This window comes from Actinomyces sp. zg296, from assembly GCF_009829695.1.
GTDB classification, from domain to species: Bacteria; Actinomycetota; Actinomycetes; order Actinomycetales; family Actinomycetaceae; genus Actinomyces; species Actinomyces marmotae.
Window position 1 is genome coordinate 254,690 of sequence record NZ_VWPG01000004.1, and the last position, 22,858, is coordinate 277,547.

Annotated in this window: 18 protein-coding genes and 1 tRNA gene; 7 read left to right on the top strand and 12 right to left on the bottom strand. The window is 73.8% G+C overall.

Features of this window, described 5'->3' with window-relative positions; translation table 11 throughout:
- Window positions 1-10: 10 nt before the first annotated feature.
- Both GVV76_RS04990 and GVV76_RS04995 read right to left on the bottom strand, forming a co-directional pair.
- Window positions 11-98: transfer RNA gene (locus tag GVV76_RS04990), tRNA-Leu, on the bottom strand.
- Between the two features lie 136 nt (window positions 99-234).
- The gene (locus tag GVV76_RS04995) at window positions 235-1,116 is read right to left on the bottom strand and encodes a D-hexose-6-phosphate mutarotase (RefSeq protein WP_159625417.1); all 882 of its coding nucleotides are present in this window, start codon (window positions 1,114-1,116) and stop codon (window positions 235-237) included.
- Window positions 1,117-1,172: 56 nt separating this feature from the next.
- Between GVV76_RS04995 and GVV76_RS05000 the strand changes: the two genes are divergently transcribed.
- Window positions 1,173-2,546: an AI-2E family transporter gene (locus GVV76_RS05000; RefSeq protein WP_159625419.1), complete on the top strand. Its 1,374-nt coding sequence runs from the start codon at window positions 1,173-1,175 to the stop codon at window positions 2,544-2,546.
- Window positions 2,547-2,602: 56 nt separating this feature from the next.
- Here GVV76_RS05000 and GVV76_RS05005 read toward each other — a convergent pair whose 3' ends face one another.
- Complete coding sequence (locus GVV76_RS05005) at window positions 2,603-5,926, bottom strand: error-prone DNA polymerase (protein ID WP_159625421.1); 3,324 nt, start codon at window positions 5,924-5,926, stop codon at window positions 2,603-2,605.
- A 197-nt stretch (window positions 5,927-6,123) separates the two neighbouring features.
- Here GVV76_RS05005 and GVV76_RS05010 point away from each other — a divergent pair, with 197 nt between their 5' ends.
- Both GVV76_RS05010 and GVV76_RS05015 read left to right on the top strand, forming a co-directional pair.
- Window positions 6,124-7,605: an amino acid permease gene (locus GVV76_RS05010; protein WP_159523076.1), complete on the top strand. Its 1,482-nt coding sequence runs from the start codon at window positions 6,124-6,126 to the stop codon at window positions 7,603-7,605.
- Between the two features lie 101 nt (window positions 7,606-7,706).
- Complete coding sequence (locus GVV76_RS05015; RefSeq protein WP_159625423.1) at window positions 7,707-8,441, top strand: phosphatase PAP2 family protein; 735 nt, start codon at window positions 7,707-7,709, stop codon at window positions 8,439-8,441.
- 31 nt (window positions 8,442-8,472) lie between these two features.
- Here the strand turns inward: GVV76_RS05015 and GVV76_RS05020 are convergent, their stop codons facing one another.
- Together GVV76_RS05020 and GVV76_RS05025 are read right to left on the bottom strand one after the other, a co-directional pair.
- Window positions 8,473-10,161 (bottom strand): DNA polymerase Y family protein, encoded by a 1,689-nt coding sequence (locus GVV76_RS05020; RefSeq protein ID WP_159625425.1) that lies wholly within the window; start codon window positions 10,159-10,161, stop codon window positions 8,473-8,475.
- Window positions 10,158-10,937 carry a hypothetical protein gene (locus tag GVV76_RS05025; RefSeq protein ID WP_159625427.1) on the bottom strand — a complete coding sequence of 260 codons (780 nt, stop codon included), beginning with the start codon at window positions 10,935-10,937 and terminating at the stop codon, window positions 10,158-10,160. The genes GVV76_RS05020 and GVV76_RS05025 overlap by 4 nt, the downstream gene beginning before the upstream one ends.
- A 161-nt stretch (window positions 10,938-11,098) precedes the next feature.
- Between GVV76_RS05025 and GVV76_RS05030 the strand changes: the two genes are divergently transcribed.
- Both GVV76_RS05030 and GVV76_RS05035 read left to right on the top strand, forming a co-directional pair.
- Complete coding sequence (locus tag GVV76_RS05030) at window positions 11,099-11,674, top strand: YbhB/YbcL family Raf kinase inhibitor-like protein (protein ID WP_159625429.1); 576 nt, start codon at window positions 11,099-11,101, stop codon at window positions 11,672-11,674.
- Window positions 11,671-12,558 carry an SDR family oxidoreductase gene (locus tag GVV76_RS05035; protein ID WP_175994029.1) on the top strand — a complete coding sequence of 296 codons (888 nt, stop codon included), beginning with the start codon at window positions 11,671-11,673 and terminating at the stop codon, window positions 12,556-12,558. The genes GVV76_RS05030 and GVV76_RS05035 overlap by 4 nt, the downstream gene beginning before the upstream one ends.
- 21 nt (window positions 12,559-12,579) lie before the next feature.
- Here GVV76_RS05035 and GVV76_RS05040 read toward each other — a convergent pair whose 3' ends face one another.
- The 4 genes from GVV76_RS05040 to GVV76_RS05055 all read right to left on the bottom strand — a co-directional run bounded on the left by GVV76_RS05040 (window position 12,580) and on the right by GVV76_RS05055 (window position 19,562).
- The gene (locus GVV76_RS05040; protein ID WP_159523086.1) at window positions 12,580-13,038 is read right to left on the bottom strand and encodes a tRNA (cytidine(34)-2'-O)-methyltransferase; all 459 of its coding nucleotides are present in this window, start codon (window positions 13,036-13,038) and stop codon (window positions 12,580-12,582) included.
- 91 nt (window positions 13,039-13,129) lie between these two features.
- Window positions 13,130-15,814, bottom strand: coding sequence for an aconitate hydratase AcnA (acnA, locus tag GVV76_RS05045; protein WP_159625431.1), 2,685 nt, complete (start codon window positions 15,812-15,814; stop codon window positions 13,130-13,132).
- A 227-nt stretch (window positions 15,815-16,041) separates the two neighbouring features.
- On the bottom strand, window positions 16,042-17,469 hold the full coding sequence (locus tag GVV76_RS05050) for a class I SAM-dependent RNA methyltransferase (protein WP_236263218.1): 1,428 nt from the start codon (window positions 17,467-17,469) through the stop codon (window positions 16,042-16,044).
- Complete coding sequence (locus GVV76_RS05055; protein WP_159523092.1) at window positions 17,466-19,562, bottom strand: APC family permease; 2,097 nt, start codon at window positions 19,560-19,562, stop codon at window positions 17,466-17,468. The genes GVV76_RS05050 and GVV76_RS05055 overlap by 4 nt, the downstream gene beginning before the upstream one ends.
- Window positions 19,563-19,620: 58 nt before the next feature.
- Here GVV76_RS05055 and GVV76_RS05060 point away from each other — a divergent pair, with 58 nt between their 5' ends.
- Together GVV76_RS05060 and GVV76_RS05065 are read left to right on the top strand one after the other, a co-directional pair.
- On the top strand, window positions 19,621-20,286 hold the full coding sequence (locus GVV76_RS05060; RefSeq protein WP_159523094.1) for a potassium channel family protein: 666 nt from the start codon (window positions 19,621-19,623) through the stop codon (window positions 20,284-20,286).
- Window positions 20,287-20,289: 3 nt separating this feature from the next.
- Window positions 20,290-20,955 carry a potassium channel family protein gene (locus tag GVV76_RS05065; protein ID WP_159523096.1) on the top strand — a complete coding sequence of 222 codons (666 nt, stop codon included), beginning with the start codon at window positions 20,290-20,292 and terminating at the stop codon, window positions 20,953-20,955.
- 35 nt (window positions 20,956-20,990) lie between these two features.
- Here GVV76_RS05065 and GVV76_RS05070 read toward each other — a convergent pair whose 3' ends face one another.
- Genes GVV76_RS05070 through GVV76_RS05080 form a run of 3 tightly spaced genes read right to left on the bottom strand, consistent with a single transcriptional unit; the run spans window position 20,991 to window position 22,815 of the window.
- Window positions 20,991-21,698: a DUF3159 domain-containing protein gene (locus GVV76_RS05070; RefSeq protein ID WP_159625433.1), complete on the bottom strand. Its 708-nt coding sequence runs from the start codon at window positions 21,696-21,698 to the stop codon at window positions 20,991-20,993.
- Window positions 21,695-22,081, bottom strand: a complete 387-nt coding sequence (locus GVV76_RS05075; RefSeq protein ID WP_159523100.1) for an OB-fold nucleic acid binding domain-containing protein — start codon at window positions 22,079-22,081, stop codon at window positions 21,695-21,697. The genes GVV76_RS05070 and GVV76_RS05075 overlap by 4 nt, the downstream gene beginning before the upstream one ends.
- Window positions 22,078-22,815, bottom strand: coding sequence for a DUF3710 domain-containing protein (locus tag GVV76_RS05080; RefSeq protein WP_159625436.1), 738 nt, complete (start codon window positions 22,813-22,815; stop codon window positions 22,078-22,080). The genes GVV76_RS05075 and GVV76_RS05080 overlap by 4 nt, the downstream gene beginning before the upstream one ends.
- Window positions 22,816-22,858: the final 43 nt, after the last annotated feature.

Genomic DNA, 22,858 nt, shown 5'->3' on the forward strand with positions numbered 1-22,858 from the left:
GCCCTCGCCGTGTCCGAGGGGGGACTTGAACCCCCACGCCCGTTTAATAAGGCACTAGCACCTCAAGCTAGCGCGTCTACCAATTCCGCCACTCGGACCTATTCAGTTGCGCCGCCCGCTCGGGCATCCCGCGCCGGCAACGCAGAGAAAGTTACCCAGGAGGAGCGCTCGCGCGCAAATCACCCCGCGGTGCTTCATCTCACAGCGCCGCGGCGCCCGGGCTCACCCCGCTCCTCACAGGCTCTCGACGGCGATCCTGGCCCCCATGGCCATGGTCTCCCCCGGCCCGAGCAGGGCCGCGGAACGGCCCAGCCGGGCGGTCTCGACGCACACCATCGTCGGGAACTCCTCCTCGGCCATATCCGCCAGCGCGGCGGCGCCACTGCTCCACGGGTTCCAGATGACGGTCTGTTCCGACCCCGTGGGCGAGACCCGCGCGCGGCGGCCGAGCGCCGGGTCGAAGACCATCGTCGGCGCGCCGGACTCGTAGATCCTGTCCACGGGGCCGCGCACGCCCAGGGGGCCGGCCTGCACCGAGGCGGCGCCCCCGGCCACCTTGTCCACGTACTCGCGCCCCTCCAGCCCGACGATCCGCACGGCGGTCACGTCGCCGACCCGCAGGTAGGTGTGCAGCGCCGCCTCCACGCTCCGGGGCGCCGGCCCCCGGTTGCTGATCGACAGGGACAGCCCCAGCTCCTCCCCCACGCTGATCTCGTAGAGGAGGCTCAGCCCGTCATGCTTCAGGGCCATGAGGACCCGCACGGCGCCGTCGGGCCGGCTCTCGACGCAGCGCGGCTCCCATTCCATGATCCGGGCCCATCCGTGGGAGGGCCTCCGCGCGCCGTCGGGCCCGGAGGCGAACCAGGGGAGGCACAGGGGCACGCCGCCCCGGATGGCGGTCCGCCCGTCGAAGACGGCCTGGCGGGAGGTGAACAGGACCTCACCGCCGCCCCGGGGGATCCAGGAGGTCAGGTGCGCTCCATGGAGGTAGATCTCGGCGGCCCCCGAGGGCGCGTCGATGAGCAGGCGGGGCTGGCCGCCCCTGCCCGGGGTCAGGGCCGCGACGCGCGGCAGGCGGAATGGCGGTCGGGAACCGGCACGGCGTGAGGGACTCATGGTTCCACGCTAGTAGGCTGGCCGGGAACCGTCAGTGAGAGCGAGACGCGAGGATCATGACGAGTCCCCGAGACCCAGCGCCCCACGGCGCGCCAGACGCCCCCGACGACGCCGCGGACACCCCCGGCGCCACCGCCGTCCCCGGCGCGGCGGGCACCACGGCGCCGATGACCGCACAGCCCCACGATCCCGTCGATCACGGGCGCGCGCCGGCCAGCGGGGCCGCGCGGGAGGAGGGGGCCCAGGGGTCGGTGGGCGCCGAGAGGACCGCCGCCGCGGATCCGGCCACCCCGCCCACCGTCGTCGTGGCCTCCAGGCCCACCGTCCTGGACGCCCTGCCCCATTGGCTCGTGCGCGGTGGGATCGCGGCCTGGCTGGGGCTGGGGCTCCTCATCATCATCAGCCTCGTCTTCTTCGCGACCTTCAAACTCGTCCCGGTGGTCGTCGGGCTATTCATCGCCCTCGTGTTCACCACCCTCCTACAGCCCCTCGTGACCTTCTTCGCCCGCGTCATGCCCCGCTACGCGGCGACCTTCCTCGCGCTCGGGGTGGCCATCGGCGTCGTCGCCGGCCTCATGTTCTACGTCATCACCTCGGTGACGGATCAGTGGGGCAGCCTCGCCGACCAGTTCAACACCGGCATCGACACGATCGTCAACTTCCTCGAGCACGGCCCCCTGCCCCTGCACCTGACCGAGGACCAGATCTTCGCCCAGGTGCACAGCCTCGTCGTCAAGGGCCAGGAGTACCTGCGCACCAACGCGCCGACCCTCGTCTCCGAGGCCCTGGCCAACGCGGGCGCCGTCGTCGACGTTTTCGCCGTGCTCGCCCTGGCCCTGTTCTGCACGATCTTCTTCCTGGCCTCCGGGGGCCGCATGTGGCGCTGGTTCCTCAACGAGTTGCCCGCCCACCTGCGCGAGCCCGTCCACCGCGCGGCCGGCGCCGGCTGGTACACCTTCGCCGGCTACGCCCGGGGCACCGTGCTCGTGGCCGCCACCGACGGCATCATGGCGGGGATCTTCCTGCAGCTCATCGGGATCCCCCTGGCCGCCCCCCTGGGCGTGCTCGTGTTCATCGGTGCTTTCATCCCGCTGCTCGGCGCGCCGGTGGCCATGGTCGTGGCCATGATCGTGGCCCTGGCCTCCAAGGGCTTCCTCACGATGATCATCGTGTGCCTCGGCGTGGCGGGCATCGGCCAGATCGAGGGGCACATCCTCCAGCCCCTCATCATGGGCAAGCAGGTCTCACTGCACCCGGTGGTCGTCATCATCGGCGTGGCGGTGGGCACCTACTCCGCAGGCCTGCTCGGCGCGGTCATCGCCGTCCCCCTCATCAGCGTCGCCTGGTCGGTCTACTCCGAGCTCCACGTCAAGGACGCGCCGGTCATTGGGGAACTGCCCGCCTACTCAGAGATCCGCGCGAAGCCCTGAGGACGCCCGAGCCCCGCCCATCCCGATCGCCCTCGGGCCCTGGATGCAGGCCCGGTTCAGGCCCAGTCGCGGCTCGACGGCGCCACGATCCCGCCCAAGGCCTCCAGTCGCTCGGCGATGAGGGCCACCGCCCCGTCGTCGGCCTCCACCATCCCGCGCGCCACGAGAGCGCCGGCCCGCCGGCCGATCCCCCGGTAGCGGCGCCACATGCCCGCGGAGCACACGACGTTGAGCAAACCGGTCTCATCCTCCAGGTTGAGGAAGACCATCCCCGACGCCGTGTGGGGGCGCTGCCGGTGGGTGACGACCCCCGCCACCCGCGCCCGCTGGCCCGCCCGGCGCGCCACCTCGGCGATCGTGAGGATGCCGTCGGCCGCCAGCGCGGGGCGCGCGAGGGCCATCGGGGAGCGCGAGGAGGACACCCCCGTGAGCCGGATATCGGCGACGGCCTCCTCCGCGGGGGTCATCGGGGTCAGCTCCGGCGCGCTCGCGCCGACGGCGGTGCCCGGCAGCGGCGGCTGGGACCAGGCCCCGCCCGGGGAGGAGGCGCGGCTCCGCCCCATCTCCCCGGAGACCGCCCCCGCCGCCCAGAGGGCCTCGCGCCGATCCGCTCCGAGTGAGCGCAGCGCCCCGGCAGCGGCCAGGGACTCCAGCCTCGCCGTCGTCAGCCGCACGCGTCGGGCCAGGTCCGCCAGGTCCGTGAAGGGCCCGTTCTCGGCGCGCTCGGCGACGATCCGCTCAGCGGCTCCGCCCAGGCCTTTGACGCCGCCCAGCCCGAGGCGCACGGCCAGGTCCGGGTGGACGTCAAGGGGCGCCAGGGCGTGCGGGGAGGGCGTGAGGAGCTCCCAGTCGGGGCCCGGCGTCGCGGGGCGCTGCTCCACCCCGGCCTCGACCGCCGAGGCATTGACGTCGGCGGGCAGGACGCGCACCCCGTGGCGGCGGGCGTCGGCCACGAGCGTGGCGGGCGACCAGAAGCCCATGGGCTGGGCGCCCAGGACGCCAGCGTAGAAGTCCTCGGGCCGGCGGGCCTTGAGCCAGGCGGAGGCGTAGACGAGGTAGGCGAAGGAGAAGGCGTGGGACTCGGGGAAGCCGAAGTCCGCGAAGCCCCTGAGCTGGGCGAAGACCGATTCGGCGTCGGCCCGGCCCACCCCGCGCCGCGTCATGCCGTCCACGAGCCGGGCGCGCAGGGCCTCCATACGCTCGGCCGAGCGCTTGGCGCCCATGGCCTGGCGCAGGGCGTCGGCCTCGGCGGGGGTGAAGCCGGCGGCGTCGATGGCGATCCGCATGAGCTGCTCCTGGAACAGGGGCACGCCCAGGGTCTTGGCCAGGGCAGGCTTGAGGGAGTCGTGAAGGTAGGTGATGGGCTCTCGGCCGAGCCGGCGCCGGAGGTAGGGGCTCACGGCGTTGCCCTGGATGGGGCCGGGGCGGATGAGGGCGACCTCGACGACGATGTCGTAGAAGGTCTCGGGGCGCAGCCTCGGCAGGGTGGCCATCTGAGCGCGCGACTCGACCTGGAAGACGCCCACGGTGTCCGCGGCCCGCAGGAGCCGGTAGACCGCCGGGTCCTCCTCGGGCAGGGTGTGCAGGTCCCAGGGGCGGCCGACCTTCGCCGCGCGCAGCTCTCCCCCGGGCGCGAGCTCGGGCACGGTCTCCCCACGGGCGGCCAGGCTGGTGAAGGCCAGGCGCAGCGCGGTGAGCATCCCCAAGCCAAGCAGGTCGAACTTGACCAGCCCGGCGTCGGCGCAGTCGTCCTTGTCCCACTGCAGGACGGTGCGCCCCTCCATGGCGGCCCAGCGCACGGGGCAGACCTCGGTGATGGGGCGGTCGGCCAGGACCATGCCGCCGGAATGGACGCCCAGGTGGCGGGGCAGGCGCAGGAGGGACTCGGCGACGTCGAGGACCTGGTCGGGAATGCCGTCACCGCCTCCCGGGGCGCCGTCGCCCGCACCTCCCCCACCGCCCGGCGCGCCCTCGGCCAGGTCCGCGCGCACGGTGGACCAGCGGTCCATGAGGCCCGCCCACCGGTCCTGGAGCCCACTGGGGTGGCCCAGGGCCCGGGCAGCGTCGCGCACGGCCGAGCGCGGCCGGTAGGAGATGACGTTGGCGACCTGGGCGGCGCGCTCGCGCCCGTAGCGGGCGTAGACGTGCTGGATGACCTCCTCGCGCCGGCAGGCCTCGATATCCAGGTCGATATCCGGGTACCCCCTGCGCCCCGGGGACAGGAAGCGCTCGAAGAGCATCCGGTGGCGCACGGCGTCCACGGCCGTAATGCCCAGGGCGTAGCAGACAGCCGAGTTGGCGGCGCTGCCGCGCCCCTGGCACAGGATGCCGGCCTCAGCGCAGAAGTCGACGATGGAGCGCACGATGAGGAAGTAGCCGGGGAAGCCGAGGGACTCGATGACGTCGAGCTCGTGGACCAGGGTCCTCCAAGCCTCGGGCTCCTCGCGGGGGGAGCCGTAGCGCTCCAGGGCGCCGCGCCGGGTGAGCTCGCGCAGCCAGGTAGCTGGGGTGTGCCCCTCGGGGACGGGTGGGATGGGCAGGTCGGGGACGACGAGGGCGAGGTCGAAGGCCAGGTCCGCCCCGATATCCGCCGCGGCGTCGACGGCGGCCGGATCACGGCGGTGCAGGCGCGCCATCTGATCGGGGCCGCGCAGGTGGCGGCCGACGGCGGGCAGGTGTCCGCGCGCGGAGTCCAGGTCGGTGCCCAGGCGGGTGGCGATGAGCACATCGGCCAGGTGGGAATCGGCCGGGCGGGCGCAGCGCGCGGCGCCGGTGGCCACGAGCGGCAGGCGGTGGGCGCGGGCCAGGGAGCCCAGGGCCTCGGTCAGCGGCGCGTCGGTGAAGGACCCGTCGAGCGCGAGCTCCACGGCGACGCCGTCAGGCCCGAGGAGATCGACGAGCCGCCCCAGGGCCGCGTCAGCCGCCGCCAGGCTCCACTCGGCGGGGCGGCGCGGGTCCCCCAGGGCCCGGCGCAGGGGGCCGTTGGCGGTGCCGGTCAGGGCCAGGATCCCCCCGCCCTCCAGGGCCGCGGCGAGGTCCTGGAGGCGATGGGCCGGCTCCTCGCGCCGCCCGGCGGCGAGGTTGTGATGGGAGATGGCGGCGGCCAGGCGCCGGTACCCGCGGGGGTCGCGGGCGAGGATCGGCAGGCGGGAGGCGTCATCGAGGGTGAGCTCGGCGCCGTGGATGGTGGGGACTCCGTGGGCCCGCCCGGCCTGGGCGTGCTTGACGATGCCGGGCATGCCGTCGTGATCGGTCAGGGCCAGGGCCTCCAGGCCGAGCTCGGCGGCCGCGGCGTGGAGCTCGGCGGGCTCGTTTGCGCCGTCGAGGAAGGAGTAGGCCGAGTGGGCGTGGAGCTCGGCGTAGCGGTGCGCGGACGGCATGGGCGGCCCCCTCCCGAGCAGCGGATTCGAACACGTGTACAGAATAGCGCGCCCGAGTCGGGACGGCGCTCGGGCGCCCCTGAGGCAGCCACGTGAGACAATCCCCGTCGTTCACCCGCGGGGTAGTTACTGTGCCCGCATTCCTCATGTCGGCGACTCATCCCTGAGCGCCGCGCCACCTCGATCCAGGATCCAGCATGACCGATTCCCAGCCCGCGGGCGCCGCAGCCCCTGACGGAGAGCGGGGCGAGCCCCAGGAGCTGCGCCGCAGCCTGCTCAGCCGCCACCTCACCATGATCTCGATCGGTGGTGCGATCGGCACCGGCCTGTTCGTCGCCTCCGGCGCCACCATCTCCCAGGCGGGCCCCGGCGGCGCGCTCGTGGCCTACGCCGCCGTCGGCATCATGGTGTGGCTCATCATGCAGTCCCTGGGCGAGATGGCCGCCTACCTACCGGTGGCCGGCTCCTTCGGCGAGTACGGGACGCGCTTCGTCTCCCGCTCCTTCGGCTTCGCGATCGGCTGGAACTACTGGTTCAACTGGGCGATCACCGTGGCCGCCGAGCTCGTGGCGGCGGCGCTGGTGATGAAGTACTGGCTGCCCGACGTCCCCTCCCTGGTCTGGTCAGCCCTCTTCCTCGCCATCCTGTTCACTATTAACGCCCTAAGCGCCCGCGCCTACGGGGAGTCCGAGTTCCTCTTCGCCTCGATCAAGGTGGTCGCCGTCGTCGCCTTCCTCATCCTCGGCACGGCGATGATCGCCGGGATCCTGGGCGGCCCCAGCCCGGGCACGGCGAACTGGACCACGGGCGAGGCGCCCTTCGTGGGCGGCGGCAAGGGGATCCTCCTCGTCCTCCTCGTGGCCGGCTACTCCTTCCAGGGCACCGAGCTCATCGGGACGGCCGCGGGCGAGGCGGAGAACCCCGAGCGCACCATCCCCCGCGCCATCCGCACGATCTTCTGGCGCATCCTGCTGTTCTACATCGGGGCGATCGCCGTCATCGGCTTCCTCATCCCCTACACCGACCCCAATCTGCTCGACTCCTCGGAGTCCAATATCTCGGTGTCCCCCTTCACGCTCGTCTTCGAGCGGGCGGGCATCCTGGGGGCCGCCTCGGTCATCAACGCGATCATCCTCACCTCCGTGCTCTCAGCGGGCACCTCCGGCCTGTACTCCTCCACCCGGATGCTCTTCGCGCTGGCCGAGCGCGGGCACGCCCCGCGCTTCCTCACGCGCCTGTCCTCCCACCAGGTGCCGATGAACGCACTCGTGGCCACGACCCTCGTGGGCCTGGCGGGCTTCATCACCTCCCTCGTCGGCGACGGCGCCGCCTACGAGTTCCTGCTCACCCTGTCCGCCCTGGCGGGCTTCATCACCTGGGCGGGCATCTCCTGGTGCCACTGGCGCTTCCGCATGGCCCTCAAGGCGCAGGGCCGCCCGCTGACCGACCTGCCCTACCGGGCCCGGTTCTTCCCCGCGGGCGCCATCGTGGCCCTGCTGGCCTGCATCGCCATCATCATCGGGCAGGCCTACGGGCCGATCACCAGTGGGGACTCCCTGGGAAAGATCCTCATGCCCTACATCGGCATCCCGGTATTCCTGGCCCTGTGGTGGGGCCACAAGATCGTCACCCACGCCCCCACCGTGGACCCCGCGCAGGCGGACCTGGGCCGGGAGTAACGGGGCAGCGGCGCCCCGCGCGACGCCGAGCAGCCCGCCGGGACGGCGAGCGCCCCGTGGGCTCCCACGGCGCCCGCGCAGCGCGCCCCTAGGATGACCTCGTGCGATTCTCATCACCGGTGCTCCCCGGGCCAACGTCGCGGTCCCTGCCGTCCAGTCGGGCCCTCGCCTGGACGATGGCGGTGGCGCTCGCCGTCTTCACCGTCATGGCGGTCGCCACGCTCGCTGTCGACGCAGGCGGGCGCGCCGGCACGGGCGCCCCCGGCCGGAGCCTGGCCATCGACCTGTGGGCGGCCAGGCGGACGGCCTCGCTGCGCGCCCCCGCGCTCACGCCCCTCGCCTGGTCCCTCACCCACGTGGGAGGGACGATCGGCCTGACACTCCTCACCGCGGCGATCGCTTCCGGGCTGGCCCTGCGGGGGCTTCGGGCGCAGGCGGTCACCCTGGTGGCCTCCATGAGCGGCGCGTCCATCCTCACCCTCGCGCTCAAGGGAGTCTTCAACCGCCCGCGCCTGGGCGCCGAGTTCCGCCTGGGCCCGCCCCCGCGCACCACGGCCTTCCCCTCGGGGCACTCCCTCAACACCGCGGCTCTCATGGCTCTTCTGGCGGGGTTCGTCCTCATCTCAACGGCTTCGCGGACAGCGCGGGCGGGCGCCGTAGCGGCGGCCCTGGTGGTCACGGCCGCCGTGGGCGCCTCCCGCGCCTACCTCGGCTACCACCGCCTCACGGAGATCCTGGCGGGCTGGGCCCTGGGACTGGCATGGGCGTGCGCCACGGCGCTCGTGGTCATCGCGCTCAGCCGTCGGCGGTCGCGCCGCGCCAGCGCCCGCTCGTAGGCCCGCCCCGGCCGGTCACGGCCCCTCACAGTCAGTCGTAGACGGCGTCGAGCCACCACCTCCCGGAGCGCTCCAGGAGCAGGGGAGGGCCGCAGCGGCGGGTCACCTGAAGGTAGGCGCGCCGGTGGGCGCCGGCCCCCCACCAGCCCTCGTCGATGGCCCAGGGCCCGGCCCAGGCCAGGACCTCATCGCTCCCGTCCCACTCCGAGGCCGGGCCCCCCGGCTCCCCGATGCGGATGGTGGCGGGAGCGCCGTCGAGGATCCCCTGGGCGTCGACGCCGATCTCCTCCCCCGTGGCATCGGCGAGGATCGCGGGCACTCGGTGGCAGGGGACGGTGGCGGGGCTCGGCTCCGGGAGCATCCCGGCCCAGGGCGGCGCCCCCTCGCGCGCGGCGCCGCCCGCGCGCCCCAGCGAGGAGGGCCCGGCGGACGGCTCATCCCAGCCGATGAGGCGGGCGCGGGAGCGCGGATCCCGCCCGGGGACGAGGCGGGGGGTCAGCACCCCACCGGCCCCGAGGAGGGACTCGACGCGCTCGGCGGCCCTGCGGGCGAGGCGCCGCCCCCGCTCGCCCGGGGCTCCCCACAGCCCCTCCGGGTAGGCGCCGGCGACGACGGGCTCAAGAGCGGTCAGGCGCAGGAGGGTCAGGGGCGCGGCCGGCGGGCGGCCGGAGCGGCCAGCCAGCCAGCCCTCGATCTGCCAGCGGACTCGGTCCGTGGTCCAGGAGGGGTCGGGGAAGGAGTCGAGCATCCAGGAGCGGGCGAGCTCGGAGCCGTCCTCGCAGGCGGCCTCGATGAGGAGCCGCCCCGCGCCGAGGCCCGCGCCCGCCAGGCGGGCGGCCAGGCGCTCGGCAAGGGCGCGGGCCGCGAAGGCGGCGGCATCGGCCCGCTCGATGGGCGGATCGGGGCGCTCCTCGACGCCGAGGCCCGCCCGGGGGCGCGGGGCCCGGGGGGCGTCGCGCGCCTCGGCGCTGGCCAGGAGGTGGAGGCGCTCCCCGGTGAGCCCGAATCGCGCGGCTATATCCCGGCGCGGGAGCCGGGCCAGATCCCCCAGGCGGTGGACGCCCAGGCGCGAGAGCGTCTCGATGACGGCCCTGGCCTCCTGCCCCGCCGCGCGGGAGGCCAGGGCAGTCAGGGCGGAGGACATCGGCCAGGGGGACAGGAATTCGGCGGTGGCGCCGGGGGAGACGATGATGCCGCGCCTGGCGGCGAGGACGGCCCCGAGGAGGGAGTCGGCGATGCCGACCTGGCACTCGACGCCGGCCCCCTGGGCGACTGCCTCGACGACGGCCTCGGCGAGGGGCTCCTCTCCCCCGGCCCAGGCGGCGGGGCCGCGAGCGCCGGACAGGGCCAGGCCGGGCCGCATGACCGAGGGGTCGGCGAGGACGGCGGTCAGGGCCTCCATGACGTCCTCGAAGGCGCGGGCCTCCTGCTCGGGGCGCGGGGGAATGACGGCCAGGCCGGGGCACAGGGATCGGGCCAGGCGCAGACGCATCCCGACGCCCACGCCGGCGGCCCTGGCCGCTGGGGAGGCGGCGATGACGCCCCGAGCGCCGATGACGGCGACGGGCCCGGTGGCCGGATCGGGCGGGGTCCGCCCGGATCCCCGGCGGGCCCGGGCCTGATCGCGACCCTGGAGGGTGAGGGCGACGACGGGCCAGTCGGGGACCCATACGGCGAGGAGTCGCGGGACGGCGGGAGTCGGGGGCGGCGGAGGGCTCATGCGCTCCCCCTGCGGGCAGTAGGGGCGCCGGGCGTGGCGGGGGCGGCGGAGCCCTCGCACTCCATGCCGCGGCCTCCTAGGCGCAGCTCGAGGCGGGATCCTCGGGCCTCGTCGCGCAGGCGCCAGGACAGGGCGTCGAGGTATCCGGAGGGCATCTCCTGCGCGCCCTGAGCGCTGGCGCGCAGGGGAACGAGGGTGCCGCGGGGCTCGGCGCGCAGGACGCGAGCGCCCTCCCAGGGGATGGGGCTGAGGATGAGGGCGCCGCGGTCCCGGGCGCGGGCGGTCAGGGTGGCGCGGTCCCGGGCGCGGAGGCGCGAGGCGGGGCGAGCGGTGATGAGGAGGGCGTCGACGCCGTCGAGCAGGGCGGCGGTGACGGCGAGGATGTTGGCGGGGGCGAGCTCCCCCCGCGCCGCGCGGGCCCCTGCGCCGCCCCCCGCGCCGATGGGGACGGCGAGCACGCGGTCGAGGGCGAGGCCGAGGTGGGCGGCGGCGCACCAGCCGAGGTCATCCCCGCCGACCACCGCGCACCACCCCTGGGCCCCCTGGCGGTGGGCGAGGAGGGCGAGGAGGGCACTGGTCGAGCCGGTGAGGACCACGGCCCCACTGGTGGCGGCGCCCACGCCGAGCCAGGGGCCGGGAGGGGGATCGCCGATGCGGCCTTCCCGGGCCCGGGGGGCGAGGGGCTGGCGCGCTGAGCGCAGGCCGGCGCGCTCCTCGGCGCTGGCCAGGGCGCTCCTGGCCGCCCGGAGGCGCGAGAGCCTCTCATCCCCGCCCATGGCGGCTCCTCCCCGCAGTGCATTCGAACATGTGTTCGAGTTCGGCATGAGCGTAGCGCGCGGGGGCGACAGGAATGAAGCCCGCTCGTCAGGCGCCTTCAGGACGGCGGGGCCGACGTCTAGAGTGGGCCCCATAGGCTCGACCGAGAACGGAGGCATCCATGACCGACCTGCGACGCCCGCGCCCCCCTTTCCCTTATGACCTGCTTCCCGCCGTCCCCACGTTCACCCTGGAGTCGACGGACATCGCCGCTGGCGCGCGCATCTCGGACCGTTTCACCGCCGCCGCGGGTGAGAGCATCTCGCCCGCCCTGTCGTGGTCGGGATTCCCTGAGGGCACCGCCTCCTTCACGGTGTCCTGCTTCGATCCCGATGCCCCGACGCCATCGGGCTGGTGGCACTGGACCATCGTGGATCTCGACGCCTCCACGACCTCCTTGCCGCAGGGGGCGGGGGCCTCGGACCTGACCCTCGACGGCGCCGCCTTCCACCTGCGGGGCGACTCGGGCGATCACGCCTACTTCGGCCCCTACCCCCCGGCGGGCGACGGCGACCACCGCTACGTCTTCACCGTGCACGCCTTGGACGTGGAGACCCTGGGCCTCGACGATGAGGCGACGCCGGCCATGGCGGCCTTCCAAATGGCGCAGCACGCCCTGGCCCGCGCGACGCTGACCGCCGTCTACTCGCTCCCCGGCGAGGCCGGCGCCGCGCCCTTCCTCCAGGGGCCGGCATGAGCCGACGGGCGGCGGGGCCGCCCATCACCGCGCCTCCGACCAGCCCGTCCTCCCCCACGGGCGCGGCCAGCCCTTCGCAGGGGGCGGGCACGCGCCGCAGCCGCCGGGACGCGGCGCGCGGCGAACTCGTGGAAGCGGTCACCGGCGCGTTCCCGGCGGCGCCGATCGGGCGCCACCAGCGTCGGCCGATCGCCGTGGTCACGGGGGCGACGTCGGGGATCGGACTGGCGATCGCCCGGGACCTGTCCCGGGATCATGACCTCATCCTCATGGCCCGCACGGGGTCGGACCTCGACGACCTGGCCGTCGCCCTGCGCCAGCACTCGGGCACCCGGGTGCGCGCCGTGGCGGTGGATCTGACCGATGACGACGCGCTGGCCCGCGCGGTGGCGGGCCTGGGGCTGCCCCGACTCGATGTGCTCGTCCACTCGGCGGGGGTGGAGGCCCCGGGCCGCGTGGAGGACCTGGAGCCATCCCAGTGGCGCTCGGCGCTCGACCTGGACCTGGTGGCGGTCGCACATCTGACCAAGTTACTGCTGCCGGCCCTGCGGGTGCGCAAGGGCCTGGTGGTCATGATCAACTCCGGCGCGGGGCACCGCTCCTTCGTGGGCCAGGCCCTGTACTGCGCGGCCAAGCACGGGTTGCGTGCCCTGGCCGACTGCCTGCGGGAGGAGGAGCGCGGGGACCTGCGGGTGACCACCATCTACCCGGGCCGCGTGGACACCCCGCTGCTGAAGCGCCTTCAGGACGGAGCCGGCGAGGAGTACCGGCCGGCGGAGTACATGACGCCGGACTCGGTGGCCTCCGCCGTGCGCGTGGCCGTGGACATGCCTCAGGGCGCGGCCGTGGAGGACCTCATGGTGCGTCCCTCCCAGCTCACCTGAGCCGCGCGGCGCCCCGCCCGCTCAGCGCCCGCCGGGGAAGCCGAGGACCCGCCACGCCTCGTAGAGCCCGATGGCCGCGGAGTTGGCGAGGTTGAGGGAGCGGTTGCCCTCGACCATGGGGATGCGAACGCGGTCGGTCACGCGGGGGTGGGCCATGACCTCCTCGGGCAGGCCGGTCGGCTCGGGCCCGAAGAGGAGGGCGTCGTCGGCCCGCCAGTCCACCTGGGCGTGCAGGCGCTCGGCCTGGGCGGTGAAGGCGTAGATCCTCCCGGGGACGTGGACGAGGCAGGACTCCAGGTCCTCGTGGACGCGCGTGCGGGCCAGGTCGTGGTAGTCCAGGCCGGCGCGGCGCAGTTTGGCGTCATCCATGTCGAACAGGGGGTCGATGAGGTGGAGCATGGCGCCGGTGTTGGCGCTCAGCCGGATGGCGGCCCCGGTGTTCCCGGGGATCCGCGGCTCGAAGAAGATGACGTGCAGCACGCGGACCATCCTGCCACCCGCGGCGCCCGTGGGCCCCAACGACGGCGATGCCGCCGCGCCGCGCGGGCGCCCCGGGCGGGATCAGGGCCTGTCAGCCGCGGGCGAGCGAGCGCAGGACGTACTGGAGGATGCCGCCGTTGCGGAAGTAGTCGGCTTCGCCGGGGGTGTCGATGCGCACGAGAGCCTCGAAGGTCGTCGCTCTCCCGTCGGCCCGCTCGGCGCGCACCTCCACGGTCCGCGGCGTCACGCCGTCGTTGAGGGCGGTCAGGCCCGTGATCGAGAAGGACTCCGCGCCATCCAGCCCCAACGAGGCGGCCGACTGCCCCGCGGGGAACTGAAGGGGCACCACGCCCATGCCGATGAGGTTGGAGCGGTGGATGCGCTCGAAGGACTCGGCGATGACGGCCTTGACGCCCAGCAGCGCCGTGCCCTTGGCCGCCCAGTCGCGCGAGGAGCCCGAGCCGTACTCCTTGCCACCCAGCACCACCAGCGGCACACCGGCCGCCTGGTAGGCCTGGGAGGCGTCGAAGATCGACTCGGTCTGACCGGTGAGGAAGTTGCGGGTGTACCCGCCCTCGACGCCGTCAAGGAGCTGGTTGCGCAGGCGGATGTTGGCGAAGGTGCCGCGGATCATCACCTCGTGGTTGCCGCGGCGCGAGCCGTAGGAGTTGAAGTCAGCCCTGGCCACACCATGCTCGGACAGGTAACGGCCCGCCGGGGAGTCGGCCTTGATGGCCCCGGCCGGGGAGATGTGGTCGGTCGTCACCGAGTCCCCCAGGAGCGCGAGCACCCGGGCTCCCTCGATATCCGCCACCGGGGTCAGCTCCATGGTCAGCCCCTCGAAGAAGGGGGCCTTGCGCACATAGGTGGAGCCTGGGTCCCAGGCAAAGGTCTGGCCCCCAGGGGTGTCCAGGCCCCGCCAGCGCTCGTCGCCCGCGAAGACGTCGGCGTAGTCGCGCTCGTACATCTCGCGGTCGATGGTGGCATCGATGGTGGCCTGCACCTCAGCCGGGTCCGGCCAGATGTCGGCGAGGAAGACGTCCTCGCCCTGGGGATCCTGACCCAGCGGCTCGGTGGCGAAGTCGAAGTCCATCGTCCCGGCCAGGGCGTAGGCGATGACCAGCGGCGGGGAGGCCAGGTAGTTCATCTTCACGTCGGGGTTGATGCGGCCCTCGAAGTTGCGGTTGCCCGACAGCACCGAGACGACCGCCAGGTCGGCCTCGTTCACCGCGGCCGAGACCTCCTCGGGCAGGGGGCCGGAGTTGCCGATGCAGGTGGCGCAGCCGTAGCCCACCACGTTGAAGCCCAGCGCGTCCAGCGCCGACCACAGCCCGGCCTTGGCGTAGTAGTCCGTGACGACCTGGCTCCCCGGCGCGGTGGAGGTCTTCACCCAGGGCTTGGAGCGCAGCCCGCGCGCCACCGCGTTGCGTGCCAGCAGGCCTGCGGCCACCATGACCGAGGGGTTGGAGGTGTTGGTGCACGAGGTGATGGAGGCGATGACGACGCGCCCGTGGTCGAGCTCGGCGGTGGTGCCGTCGGCCAGGGCCGCCTCGGTGGGCTTGTGGCCCTCGGGCGCGTAGGCGGGCAGGGCCTCGCGGAAGGCCTCCTTGGCGCGGGAGAGCTCGATGCGGTCCTGGGGGCGCTTGGGACCGGCGATCGAGGGGACGACGGTGGCCAGGTCGAGCTCCAGGTACTCGGAGTACACGGGCTCGCGGGAGGGGTCGTGCCACATGCCCTGGGCCTTGGCGTAGGCCTCCACCAGGGCGATGGACTCCTCGGGGCGGCCGGTCAGGCGCAGGTAGTCCAGGGTGACGCCGTCGATGGGGAACATGGCGGCGGTGGAGCCGAACTCCGGGCTCATGTTGCCGATGGTGGCGCGGTTGGCCAGCGGCACCGCGCCCACGCCCTCGCCGTAGAACTCCACGATCTTGCCGACCACGCCGTGCGCGCGCAGCATCTGGGTGATGGTGAGGACCACGTCCGTGGCGGTGGCCGCGGCGGGGATCTGACCGGTCAGCCTAAAGCCGACGACGCGCGGGATGAGCATGGACACGGGCTGGCCGAGCATGGCGGCCTCGGCCTCGATGCCCCCCACGCCCCAGCCGAGCACGCCCAGGCCGTTGACCATGGTGGTGTGGGAGTCCGTGCCCACGCAGGTGTCCGGGTAGGCCACGGTCACCCGGGCGCCGTCGCGCTCCTCGGCGCGGGTGAAGACGGTGCGTGCGAGGAACTCGATATTGACCTGGTGGACGATGCCCGTGCCCGGGGGCACGACGCGGAAGTTGTCGAGGGCCCCCTGGCCCCAGCGCAGGAACTGGTAGCGCTCGGCGTTGCGCTCGTACTCGCGCTCCTTGTTGCGCTCCAGCGAGCTCGGCAGGCCGAAGGAGTCGATCTGGACGGAATGGTCGATGACCATCTCCGCGGGGGCGAGCGGGTTGATGACGGCCGGGTCCCCCCCGAGCTCGGCGACGGCCTCGCGCATGGTGGCCAGGTCCACGATGCAGGGAACACCAGTGAAGTCCTGCATGACGACGCGCGCCGGGGTGAACTGGATCTCCGTGTCCGGCTCGGCGGTGGGATCCCATGAGGCCAGGGCCCGCACGTGCTCGGCGGTGACGTTGGCGCCGTCCTCGGTGCGCAGCAGGTTCTCCGCCAGCACCTTGAGGGAGTAGGGCAGGCGCTCCAGGCCTGGGACGGCGCTGAGGCGGTAGTACTCGTAGGCGGCGCCGTCGACGTCGAGGGTGGCGCGGGATCCGAAGGTGTCGATGCTGGTCAACGTCGCTCCTGTTGGTCGAGGATCACCGGGGGCGGCGCGGCCCGGGTCGTCCGGCGCGGGCCCGCCCGATGTGGCGCCCACGCTATCCGACGGCGTGTCATCGCCCGTCAACATGCCGATCCAGCGCCGTGCTCCCGCCCTCGGAGCAAGGGGGGTGAGCGCCGAATATCGCGAGCCGCTCCGCACCTAACCGGCACCAGGCCGGCCCGCGAGGGCCGGCGCCGGGCTCAGGGGCGCTGGAGCACCGCGATCGTCTCGAAGTGGTGGGTGTGGGGGAACATGTCGAGGGCCCGCAGGCCCTCCAGGCGGTAGCCGCCGCGCAGGAGCGAGCCCACGTCCCTGGCCAGGGCCGCGGGGTCGCAGGCCACCAGCACGACCCGAGCGGGGCCCACCCCCACGATCGCCTCGATAACGTCCCTGCCCGCGCCCTGGCGAGGAGGGTCGAGGACGACGACGTCGGCGCGCCCATCCCCGCCGGGGCTGAAGGATCGCCCAAGCTCGGTGACCGAGGCTCCCGTCACCCGGCCCGCCATCAGGCGGGCCCGGGGAGCCGGGCGCAGATTGCGGTCGGCGTCGCGCACCGCGCGCTCAGAGCCCTCCAGGGAGATGACCTCGCCGCCCAGCAGGGCCAGCGGGAGGGTGAGCAGGCCCGAGCCGGAGTAGAGCTCCAGGACGCGGGGCCCTCCCGGCCGACCGGCGCCGGAAGCGCCCGCCCCTCCCGCCTCATCGCCCAGGGCGGCGCGGGTCACGGCCTCCACGAGGGCCCGGGGGGCGTCCCGGTGGACCTGCCAGAAGGCGTCGGCGCGCACCGTGTAGCGCAGCTCCCCCAGGCCGAGGCCCGAGGCGTCGACGGACTCGTCCACCCGCTGCCTGCTCAGGGGGCGCCCGCTGGCCGACAGGACGGTGCCGTCGACGATGACGACGGGAGCGCCCGCGCTGGGGGCGACGGCCTGGACGCGCCGCGCCCTAGCCAGGCGCCGGCGCCAGGACCCGCGTGTGGTCAGGCCCAGATCCCGGATGGCGGGGACCGCCAGTGGGAGGTCGCGCACGGGCAGGATCGTCGCCGAGCGGAAGGCGTGCATGCCGGGGGCGCCGTCGTCGCCGATGGCGAGCTCGACGCGGGTGCGGGTGCCGGTCCCCGCCAGGGCGCGGACCCGGGGGTCCTCGGCGGTCTCGGCGGCCGTCTCACAGGGCATGGGCTCGACGGGCACGCCGCCGGGGGGCGTCGAGAAGGGCAGGGCCAGGACGGCCTCGGCGACCTCCGGCCCACCGATGCGGCGCAGGCAGTCGGCCAGGACCCATCGTTTCCAGGTGCGCTGGGCCGGCAGGGCCACATGGGACAGCTCTCCCCCGCCGACCCCGCCGGGGCCGGCCTCGGGCCACACCGGCTCCACCCGGTCCGGCGAGGCGGTGAGCGCCTCGACGGCGTCAGCGCGCCACATCTTGGAGGTCCTGGCGGTGATGCGCGCCCGCACGGTCTCCCCGGGCAGCGCGTGGCGCACGAAGACCACGCGGCCTTCCGGCTCCCCCTGGGGCCGGGCCACGCAATGCCCGCCGTGGGCGGGGGGCCCGACGACGAGGATCATCTCCTCCGGCTCATGGGCGCCGCCCCAGGCCTTCTCCTGGCGGGCCGGGCCGCGCCCCCGCCCGCTCATGGCCTCCTCCCAGTGCCGGGGGCGGAGGCGCCGACGGGCGACCCGGCGCCACGACGGCGGGCCCGCGAGCCTCGGCGCACCGCCTCATCGGCGTCGACTATGCCGGCCGCTGAGGCCAGGCGCCGCTCCTGGCGGGCCTGCCGCATCCCCGGGGCCCCCAGCTGCCACGGCACCGAGGCCACCACCACCCCGGGGGTGAACAGGAGCGCCGTCTTGATGCGCAGCGCCATCTGGTTGTGCAGCACCTGCTCCCACCAGTGCCGCACCAGGTACTCGGGGATGAAGACGACGACGAGGTCGCGCGGGGACTCCCGGCGCACCGAGCGCACGTAGGCGATGACCGAGCGGGTGATGTCGCGGTAGGGCGAGTCGAGGACGGTCAGGGGGACCTGGAGATCCGCCTCGTCCCAGTCGTCCAGGAGCCGGTCGGCCCGGTGGTCGCCGATGTCCACGGTGAGCGCCTCGATCGAGGTCGGGTTCGTGGACAGCGCGTAAGTCAGCGCCCGCAGGGTGGGCTTGTGCAGGCTGGAGGCCAGCACGATGGCGTGGATGTGGGCGGGGAGGACCCGGGAGTCATGCAGGTCGGTGATGGCCAGCTCCTCGTGGACCCTGTCGTAGTGGCGGTGGATCCGGTTCATGACCAGGAAGATGATCGCCATGATCGTCAGCGTGATCCACGCGCCGCGGGTGAGTTTGGTGATGAGGACGACGATGAGCACGAGCCCGGTCGCCGCCAGGCCGATGCTGTTGACGATCCGGGAGCGCCTCATCCGGGAGCGCTGCCGGGGCCCGGTGGCGGTGGCCAGCTCGCGGGTCCAATGGCGCACCATGCCGATCTGAGACAGGGTGAAGGAGATGAACACGCCCACGATGTAGAGCTGGATGAGGCGGTTGGTGTCGGCCTCGAAGCCGACGATGAAGGCGATAGCCCCGAGCCACAGGGCGAGGATCCCATTGGAGTAGGCCAGGCGGTCGCCGCGCTGGGTGAGCTGGCGCGGCAGGAAGCCATCGGCGGCCAAGACGCTCGCGAGCACCGGGAAGCCGTTGAAGGCGGTGTTGGCGGCAAGCACCAGGATGAGGCCCGTCACCGCCGTCACCAGGTAGAACATGGGGCTGAAGCCGGCGAACACGGTGGCGGCGAGCTGGCCGATGACCGGGTCCTGGTGGTAGCCCTCCCCCACGGGCAGTCCGTGGGAGGTGAGCTGGGTGGCGGGGTTCTCCACCATATGGACGCCGGTGGCCCCGGCCAGGTGGATGATGGACATGAGCATCGCCGCGGCGATGCCGCCGAGCATGAGCAGCGTCGTCGCCGCGTTCTTCGACTTGGGCCGCTGGAAGATGGGCACGCCGTTGGAGATCGCCTCCACACCGGTGAGGACCGCGCAGCCGGAGGAGAAGGCCCTCAGGACGAGAAAGGCGCCCGCCAGGCCCGTCAGCCCGGCGTCCCATCCGGGCCCGGCGGCGACGTCGAAGGCCGAGGACTCCGCCCTGCCCAGCGTCCCCATGGCCTCCTGGACGAAGCCGGTGACGGCCAGGGCGCCGATGGCGATCATGTAGATGTAGGTGGGGATGGCGAGGGCGCCGCCCGCCTCGCGCGTGCCGCGCAGGTTGAGCAGCGCCAGGATGGTGGACACGCCGACGGCGATCTCCACCTTGTAGGGGGCGGCCGCGGGTACGGCGGTCACCAGGTAGGACGATCCCGAGGAGATCGACACGGCGACCGTCAGGACGTAGTCGACCAGCAGCGCGGAGGCCACGGCGAGGCCGGCGTGGGAGCCCAGGTTAGTGGAGACGACCTCGTAGTCGCCGCCGCCGGAGGGGTAGGCGTGGACGGTCTGGCGGTAGGAGGCCACCACGATGAGCAGCACGCCGACGACGGCCACCGCCACCCAGGGCGACAGGGCGGTGGCGGCCACGCCCGCCACGGCGAGGGTCACGATCACCTCGTCCGGGGCGTATCCGACGGATGACAGGGCGTCCGAGGCGAAGACCGGCAGGGCGATCCGCTTGGGCAGGAGGGTCTCGCCGAGCGCCCCACTGGGAACGGGGCGGCCGACGAGGAGCCGCTTGACGCGGTCGGCGAAGTCACGCACGACCCCGAATGCTATGCCCCCGCTCGGCCTCGGCCAAGATTGAGGGTACGGTTCAGTCGTGCACTTCGTCATCATGGGCTGCGGCCGGGTTGGCGCCACCATGGCTGCCCAGCTGGACCGCATGGGCCATTCAGTGGCCGTCATCGACAGGAACTCCGAGGCCTTCCGGCGCCTCCCCAAGGATTTCAACGGCCGCAAGGTCAAGGGCGTGGGTTTCGACCGGGACGCCCTTGAGCAGGCGGGGATCGACGAGGCCTACGCTTTCGCCGCCGTGTCCAACGGGGACAACTCCAATATCGTCTCGGCTCGCGTGGCCCGCGAGACCTTCGGCGTGGAGCACGTGGTCGCCAGGATCTATGACGCCAACCGCGCCGATGTCTACGAGCGGCTGGGCATTCCCACGGTCGCCACCGTGCGCCGCACGGCGGACCAGATGATGCGCTGGATCCTGCCCGGGGGCTCAGCCCGGGAGGCTGAGGACCCCTCCGGCGCGGTCAGCCTCGTCCAGCCCGATGCGTCCTCGGGCTGGGTGGGCGTGCCCGTGGCGACGATCGAGGACCGCGTGGGCGGGCGCGTCGCCTGGATCTCGCGCGGCTCGGGGGCGCTCGTGCCCGAGCCCACCACCCTGCTGCAAGAGCATGACCGCCTCCACCTGGCGGTCGCCACCGAGCGCATCACCGCCGCGCAGCGCGTCCTGTCCCGCCCGCCCGTCCTGGAGGCCTGAGCCATGAAGATCCTCATCGCCGGAGCCGGCAGCGTGGGGCGCTCCATCGCCCGCGAGCTCATCAGCCACGGCCACGAGGTCACGCTCGTGGACCGCTCGGCGGAGGCCATGCGACTGTCAACCGTCCCCGACGCCGACTGGCAGCTCGCCGACGCCTGCGACGTCGAGGCCCTGGACGACGCGGGGGCCGGGGAGTGCGACGTCGTCGTGGCCTGCACGGGCGATGACAAGGCGAACCTGGTCATCTCCCTGCTGTGCAAGACCGAGTACGGGGTCCCCCGCACGGTGGCGCGCGTCAACAACCCGAAGAACGAGTGGCTCTTCGACGAGACCTGGGGCGTGGACGTGGCCGTCTCAACGCCGCGGATCATGACGGCGCTGGTGGAGGAGGCCGTGAGCGTGGGCTCCCTGGTCGCCCTGTTCACCTTCCACCAGTCCGGGGCCTTGATGCACGAGCTGACCCTGCCGGACGACTCCCCCATGATCGGCGAGCTCGTGTCCTCCGTGGTCCTGCCCCCTCACACGGTGCTCACCGCGATCCTGCGCGAGTACCGGCCGATCACCCCCGACGAGGATGAGCGCTTCGAGCGCGGGGACGAGCTCATCTTCCTGACCGCCAAGGAGGGCGAGGCCGCGCTGGGGGAGATCCCGGAGATCTTCAACGCCTGACCCCTCATCGCGCGCCCCAGTTCGGCGCGACCCGGCTAGTCCCGGGGCCGCACCAGGAGCCAGACGAGCCACAGGGTCAGCGCGTACAGCGGCAGCCCCAGGATGATCCTGGCCGCCCCGAGCGGCCCGACGGCGCCCGCCAGGTACAGGGGCAACTCGATGACCAGTCGCAGGGCGAACATTCCCGCCAGCACGGCGGTGCCCCAGGTGTAGCGGCGTCGATCGGCCCGCAGCGCGGGGTCCTTGCGCCAGGCGGCCCAGCCCGCGCCGTCCTGGCCGTCGGTGGTGGCGCGCCACAGGCCCATCAGGACTCCCACGAGGGGCCAGCGCAGCGCCAGGGAGCCCGCGGTGACCGCGAGCCACCCGGCGTTGATGAGCAGGCCCGTGATGTAGAAGTCCTCGGCCTTGCCCGTGCGCCAGGCCCAGGCGGCCGAGATGGCGGCCAGGGCCGCCCCGCCGATGACCTGGGTGAGGCCCTGGCGGGCGGCCAGGCGCGCCACGAGGCCGACGGCGCTGATGGCCAGGGAGGCCACGAGCGCTGGGATGAGGGCGGAGGGGCGCAGCGCGACGATGGTGACGAAGACGAGCGTGGGGGCGACGGATTCGATGATGCCGCGCCAGCCGCCCACGGCGGTCGAGACGTCGAAGGCCTGGGCGCCGATGGCGCCCAGCCCGCCCGCGGGCCTCGCCTGGCCCTCCTCCCGGGGGCCGGCCCCCTGCTCCGATGTGCGCTCGTGGCTCATCGTCGGGCGCTCAGCAGTTCGTAGGCGGGGTTGAAGATCGTGGGCCTCGCGCGGCCGGCGACGACCATGCCCTCCACGGACAGGCGCGCGCCGGGCTCGATGCCCACGATGCGGCGCCGCCCCATCCACACCAGGTCCACGCTGCCGGTCCCGTCGAACAGCTGGCCGACGAGCACGGGGCGGGCCTCGGAGGGGCGGTAGGTGACGGCGCGCAGCGCGCCGGTGACGCGCACGCGGTGGCGGGGGACGATGCTGGCGATCTCCACGGCGCCGAGCTCGGCCAGGCGCTCCCCCGCGGCGCGGGCCTCGTCGTCGGCGTCGAGGTCCTCCCGGCTGCGGCCCAGGGAGCGCAGGCGGGCGAGCAGGCCCGAGGCCGGCCTCATCGGACCTCGGCGATGGTGGGGCCCGGGGCGAGCGGGTCCAGGCCGGGCAGGTCCTCGACCTGGGGAGCCGCCGCGGCGCCCGGGACGTGGAGGGGGAGGATCTCGCGCGGGGGCCGGGCCGCGCCGTCGCGCACGACGACGACGCCGCGGAAGACGTCGCGCAGTTCGCGGGCGGCGGCGTCGTCGACGGCGGCCGGGCCCTGGAGCACACCTCGCAGGAACCAGCGGGGGCCGTCGACGCCGAGGAAGCGGACCGGCACGGTGCCGGTGGCGCCCTCGGCGTTGCGCACGGGGACCTCGGCGATGATCTCGACGCCGTTCTCGCCGTCGACCTCCTCGGTGCGGGCCTGGGCGCGGCCGAGCTCGTCGAGGATGTCGGCGCGCAACTCGTCCCAGATCCCAGAGGTGCGGGGGGCGGCGAAGGCGCGCAGTTCCAGCGTAGAGCCGCCCAGGGCGAGAGAGACGGCCTGGATGCCGCCGCCGGGGCCGGGGGACTCCATGCGCAACTGCATGCCGTCGATGGCGGGGACCCTCAGGGACCCGAGGTCGATGCGGGTGTCATCGTCGTCCTCGGCGACCTCCCCGGAGTCCCAGGGGCCGTCGGCCGGGCGGGCGGCGGCCTCCGAGGACTCGTCGTCGAAGGCCTCCTCGCCTTCCTCGGGGGAGCCGGCCGAGCCCCCGGCAAGGGCGTCATCATTGCCGCGCTCGCTCTTGCGGCGGGAGAACAGTGCCATAGGGGGCTCCTTAGGTGATTGGGGGGATCCTCGGCCGTGGTCA

Coding starts and splice junctions, on each gene's coding strand:
- GVV76_RS04995 (WP_159625417.1), bottom strand. CDS start 1,116: ATGAGTCCCTCACGCCGTGCCGGTTCCCGACCGCCATTCCGCCTGCCG.
- GVV76_RS05000 (WP_159625419.1), top strand. CDS start 1,173: ATGACGAGTCCCCGAGACCCAGCGCCCCACGGCGCGCCAGACGCCCCC.
- GVV76_RS05005 (WP_159625421.1), bottom strand. CDS start 5,926: ATGCCGTCCGCGCACCGCTACGCCGAGCTCCACGCCCACTCGGCCTAC.
- GVV76_RS05010 (WP_159523076.1), top strand. CDS start 6,124: ATGACCGATTCCCAGCCCGCGGGCGCCGCAGCCCCTGACGGAGAGCGG.
- GVV76_RS05020 (WP_159625425.1), bottom strand. CDS start 10,161: ATGAGCCCTCCGCCGCCCCCGACTCCCGCCGTCCCGCGACTCCTCGCC.
- GVV76_RS05025 (WP_159625427.1), bottom strand. CDS start 10,937: ATGGGCGGGGATGAGAGGCTCTCGCGCCTCCGGGCGGCCAGGAGCGCC.
- GVV76_RS05030 (WP_159625429.1), top strand. CDS start 11,099: ATGACCGACCTGCGACGCCCGCGCCCCCCTTTCCCTTATGACCTGCTT.
- GVV76_RS05035 (WP_175994029.1), top strand. CDS start 11,671: ATGAGCCGACGGGCGGCGGGGCCGCCCATCACCGCGCCTCCGACCAGC.
- GVV76_RS05050 (WP_236263218.1), bottom strand. CDS start 17,469: ATGAGCGGGCGGGGGCGCGGCCCGGCCCGCCAGGAGAAGGCCTGGGGC.
- GVV76_RS05065 (WP_159523096.1), top strand. CDS start 20,290: ATGAAGATCCTCATCGCCGGAGCCGGCAGCGTGGGGCGCTCCATCGCC.
- GVV76_RS05070 (WP_159625433.1), bottom strand. CDS start 21,698: ATGAGCCACGAGCGCACATCGGAGCAGGGGGCCGGCCCCCGGGAGGAG.
- GVV76_RS05075 (WP_159523100.1), bottom strand. CDS start 22,081: ATGAGGCCGGCCTCGGGCCTGCTCGCCCGCCTGCGCTCCCTGGGCCGC.
- GVV76_RS05080 (WP_159625436.1), bottom strand. CDS start 22,815: ATGGCACTGTTCTCCCGCCGCAAGAGCGAGCGCGGCAATGATGACGCC.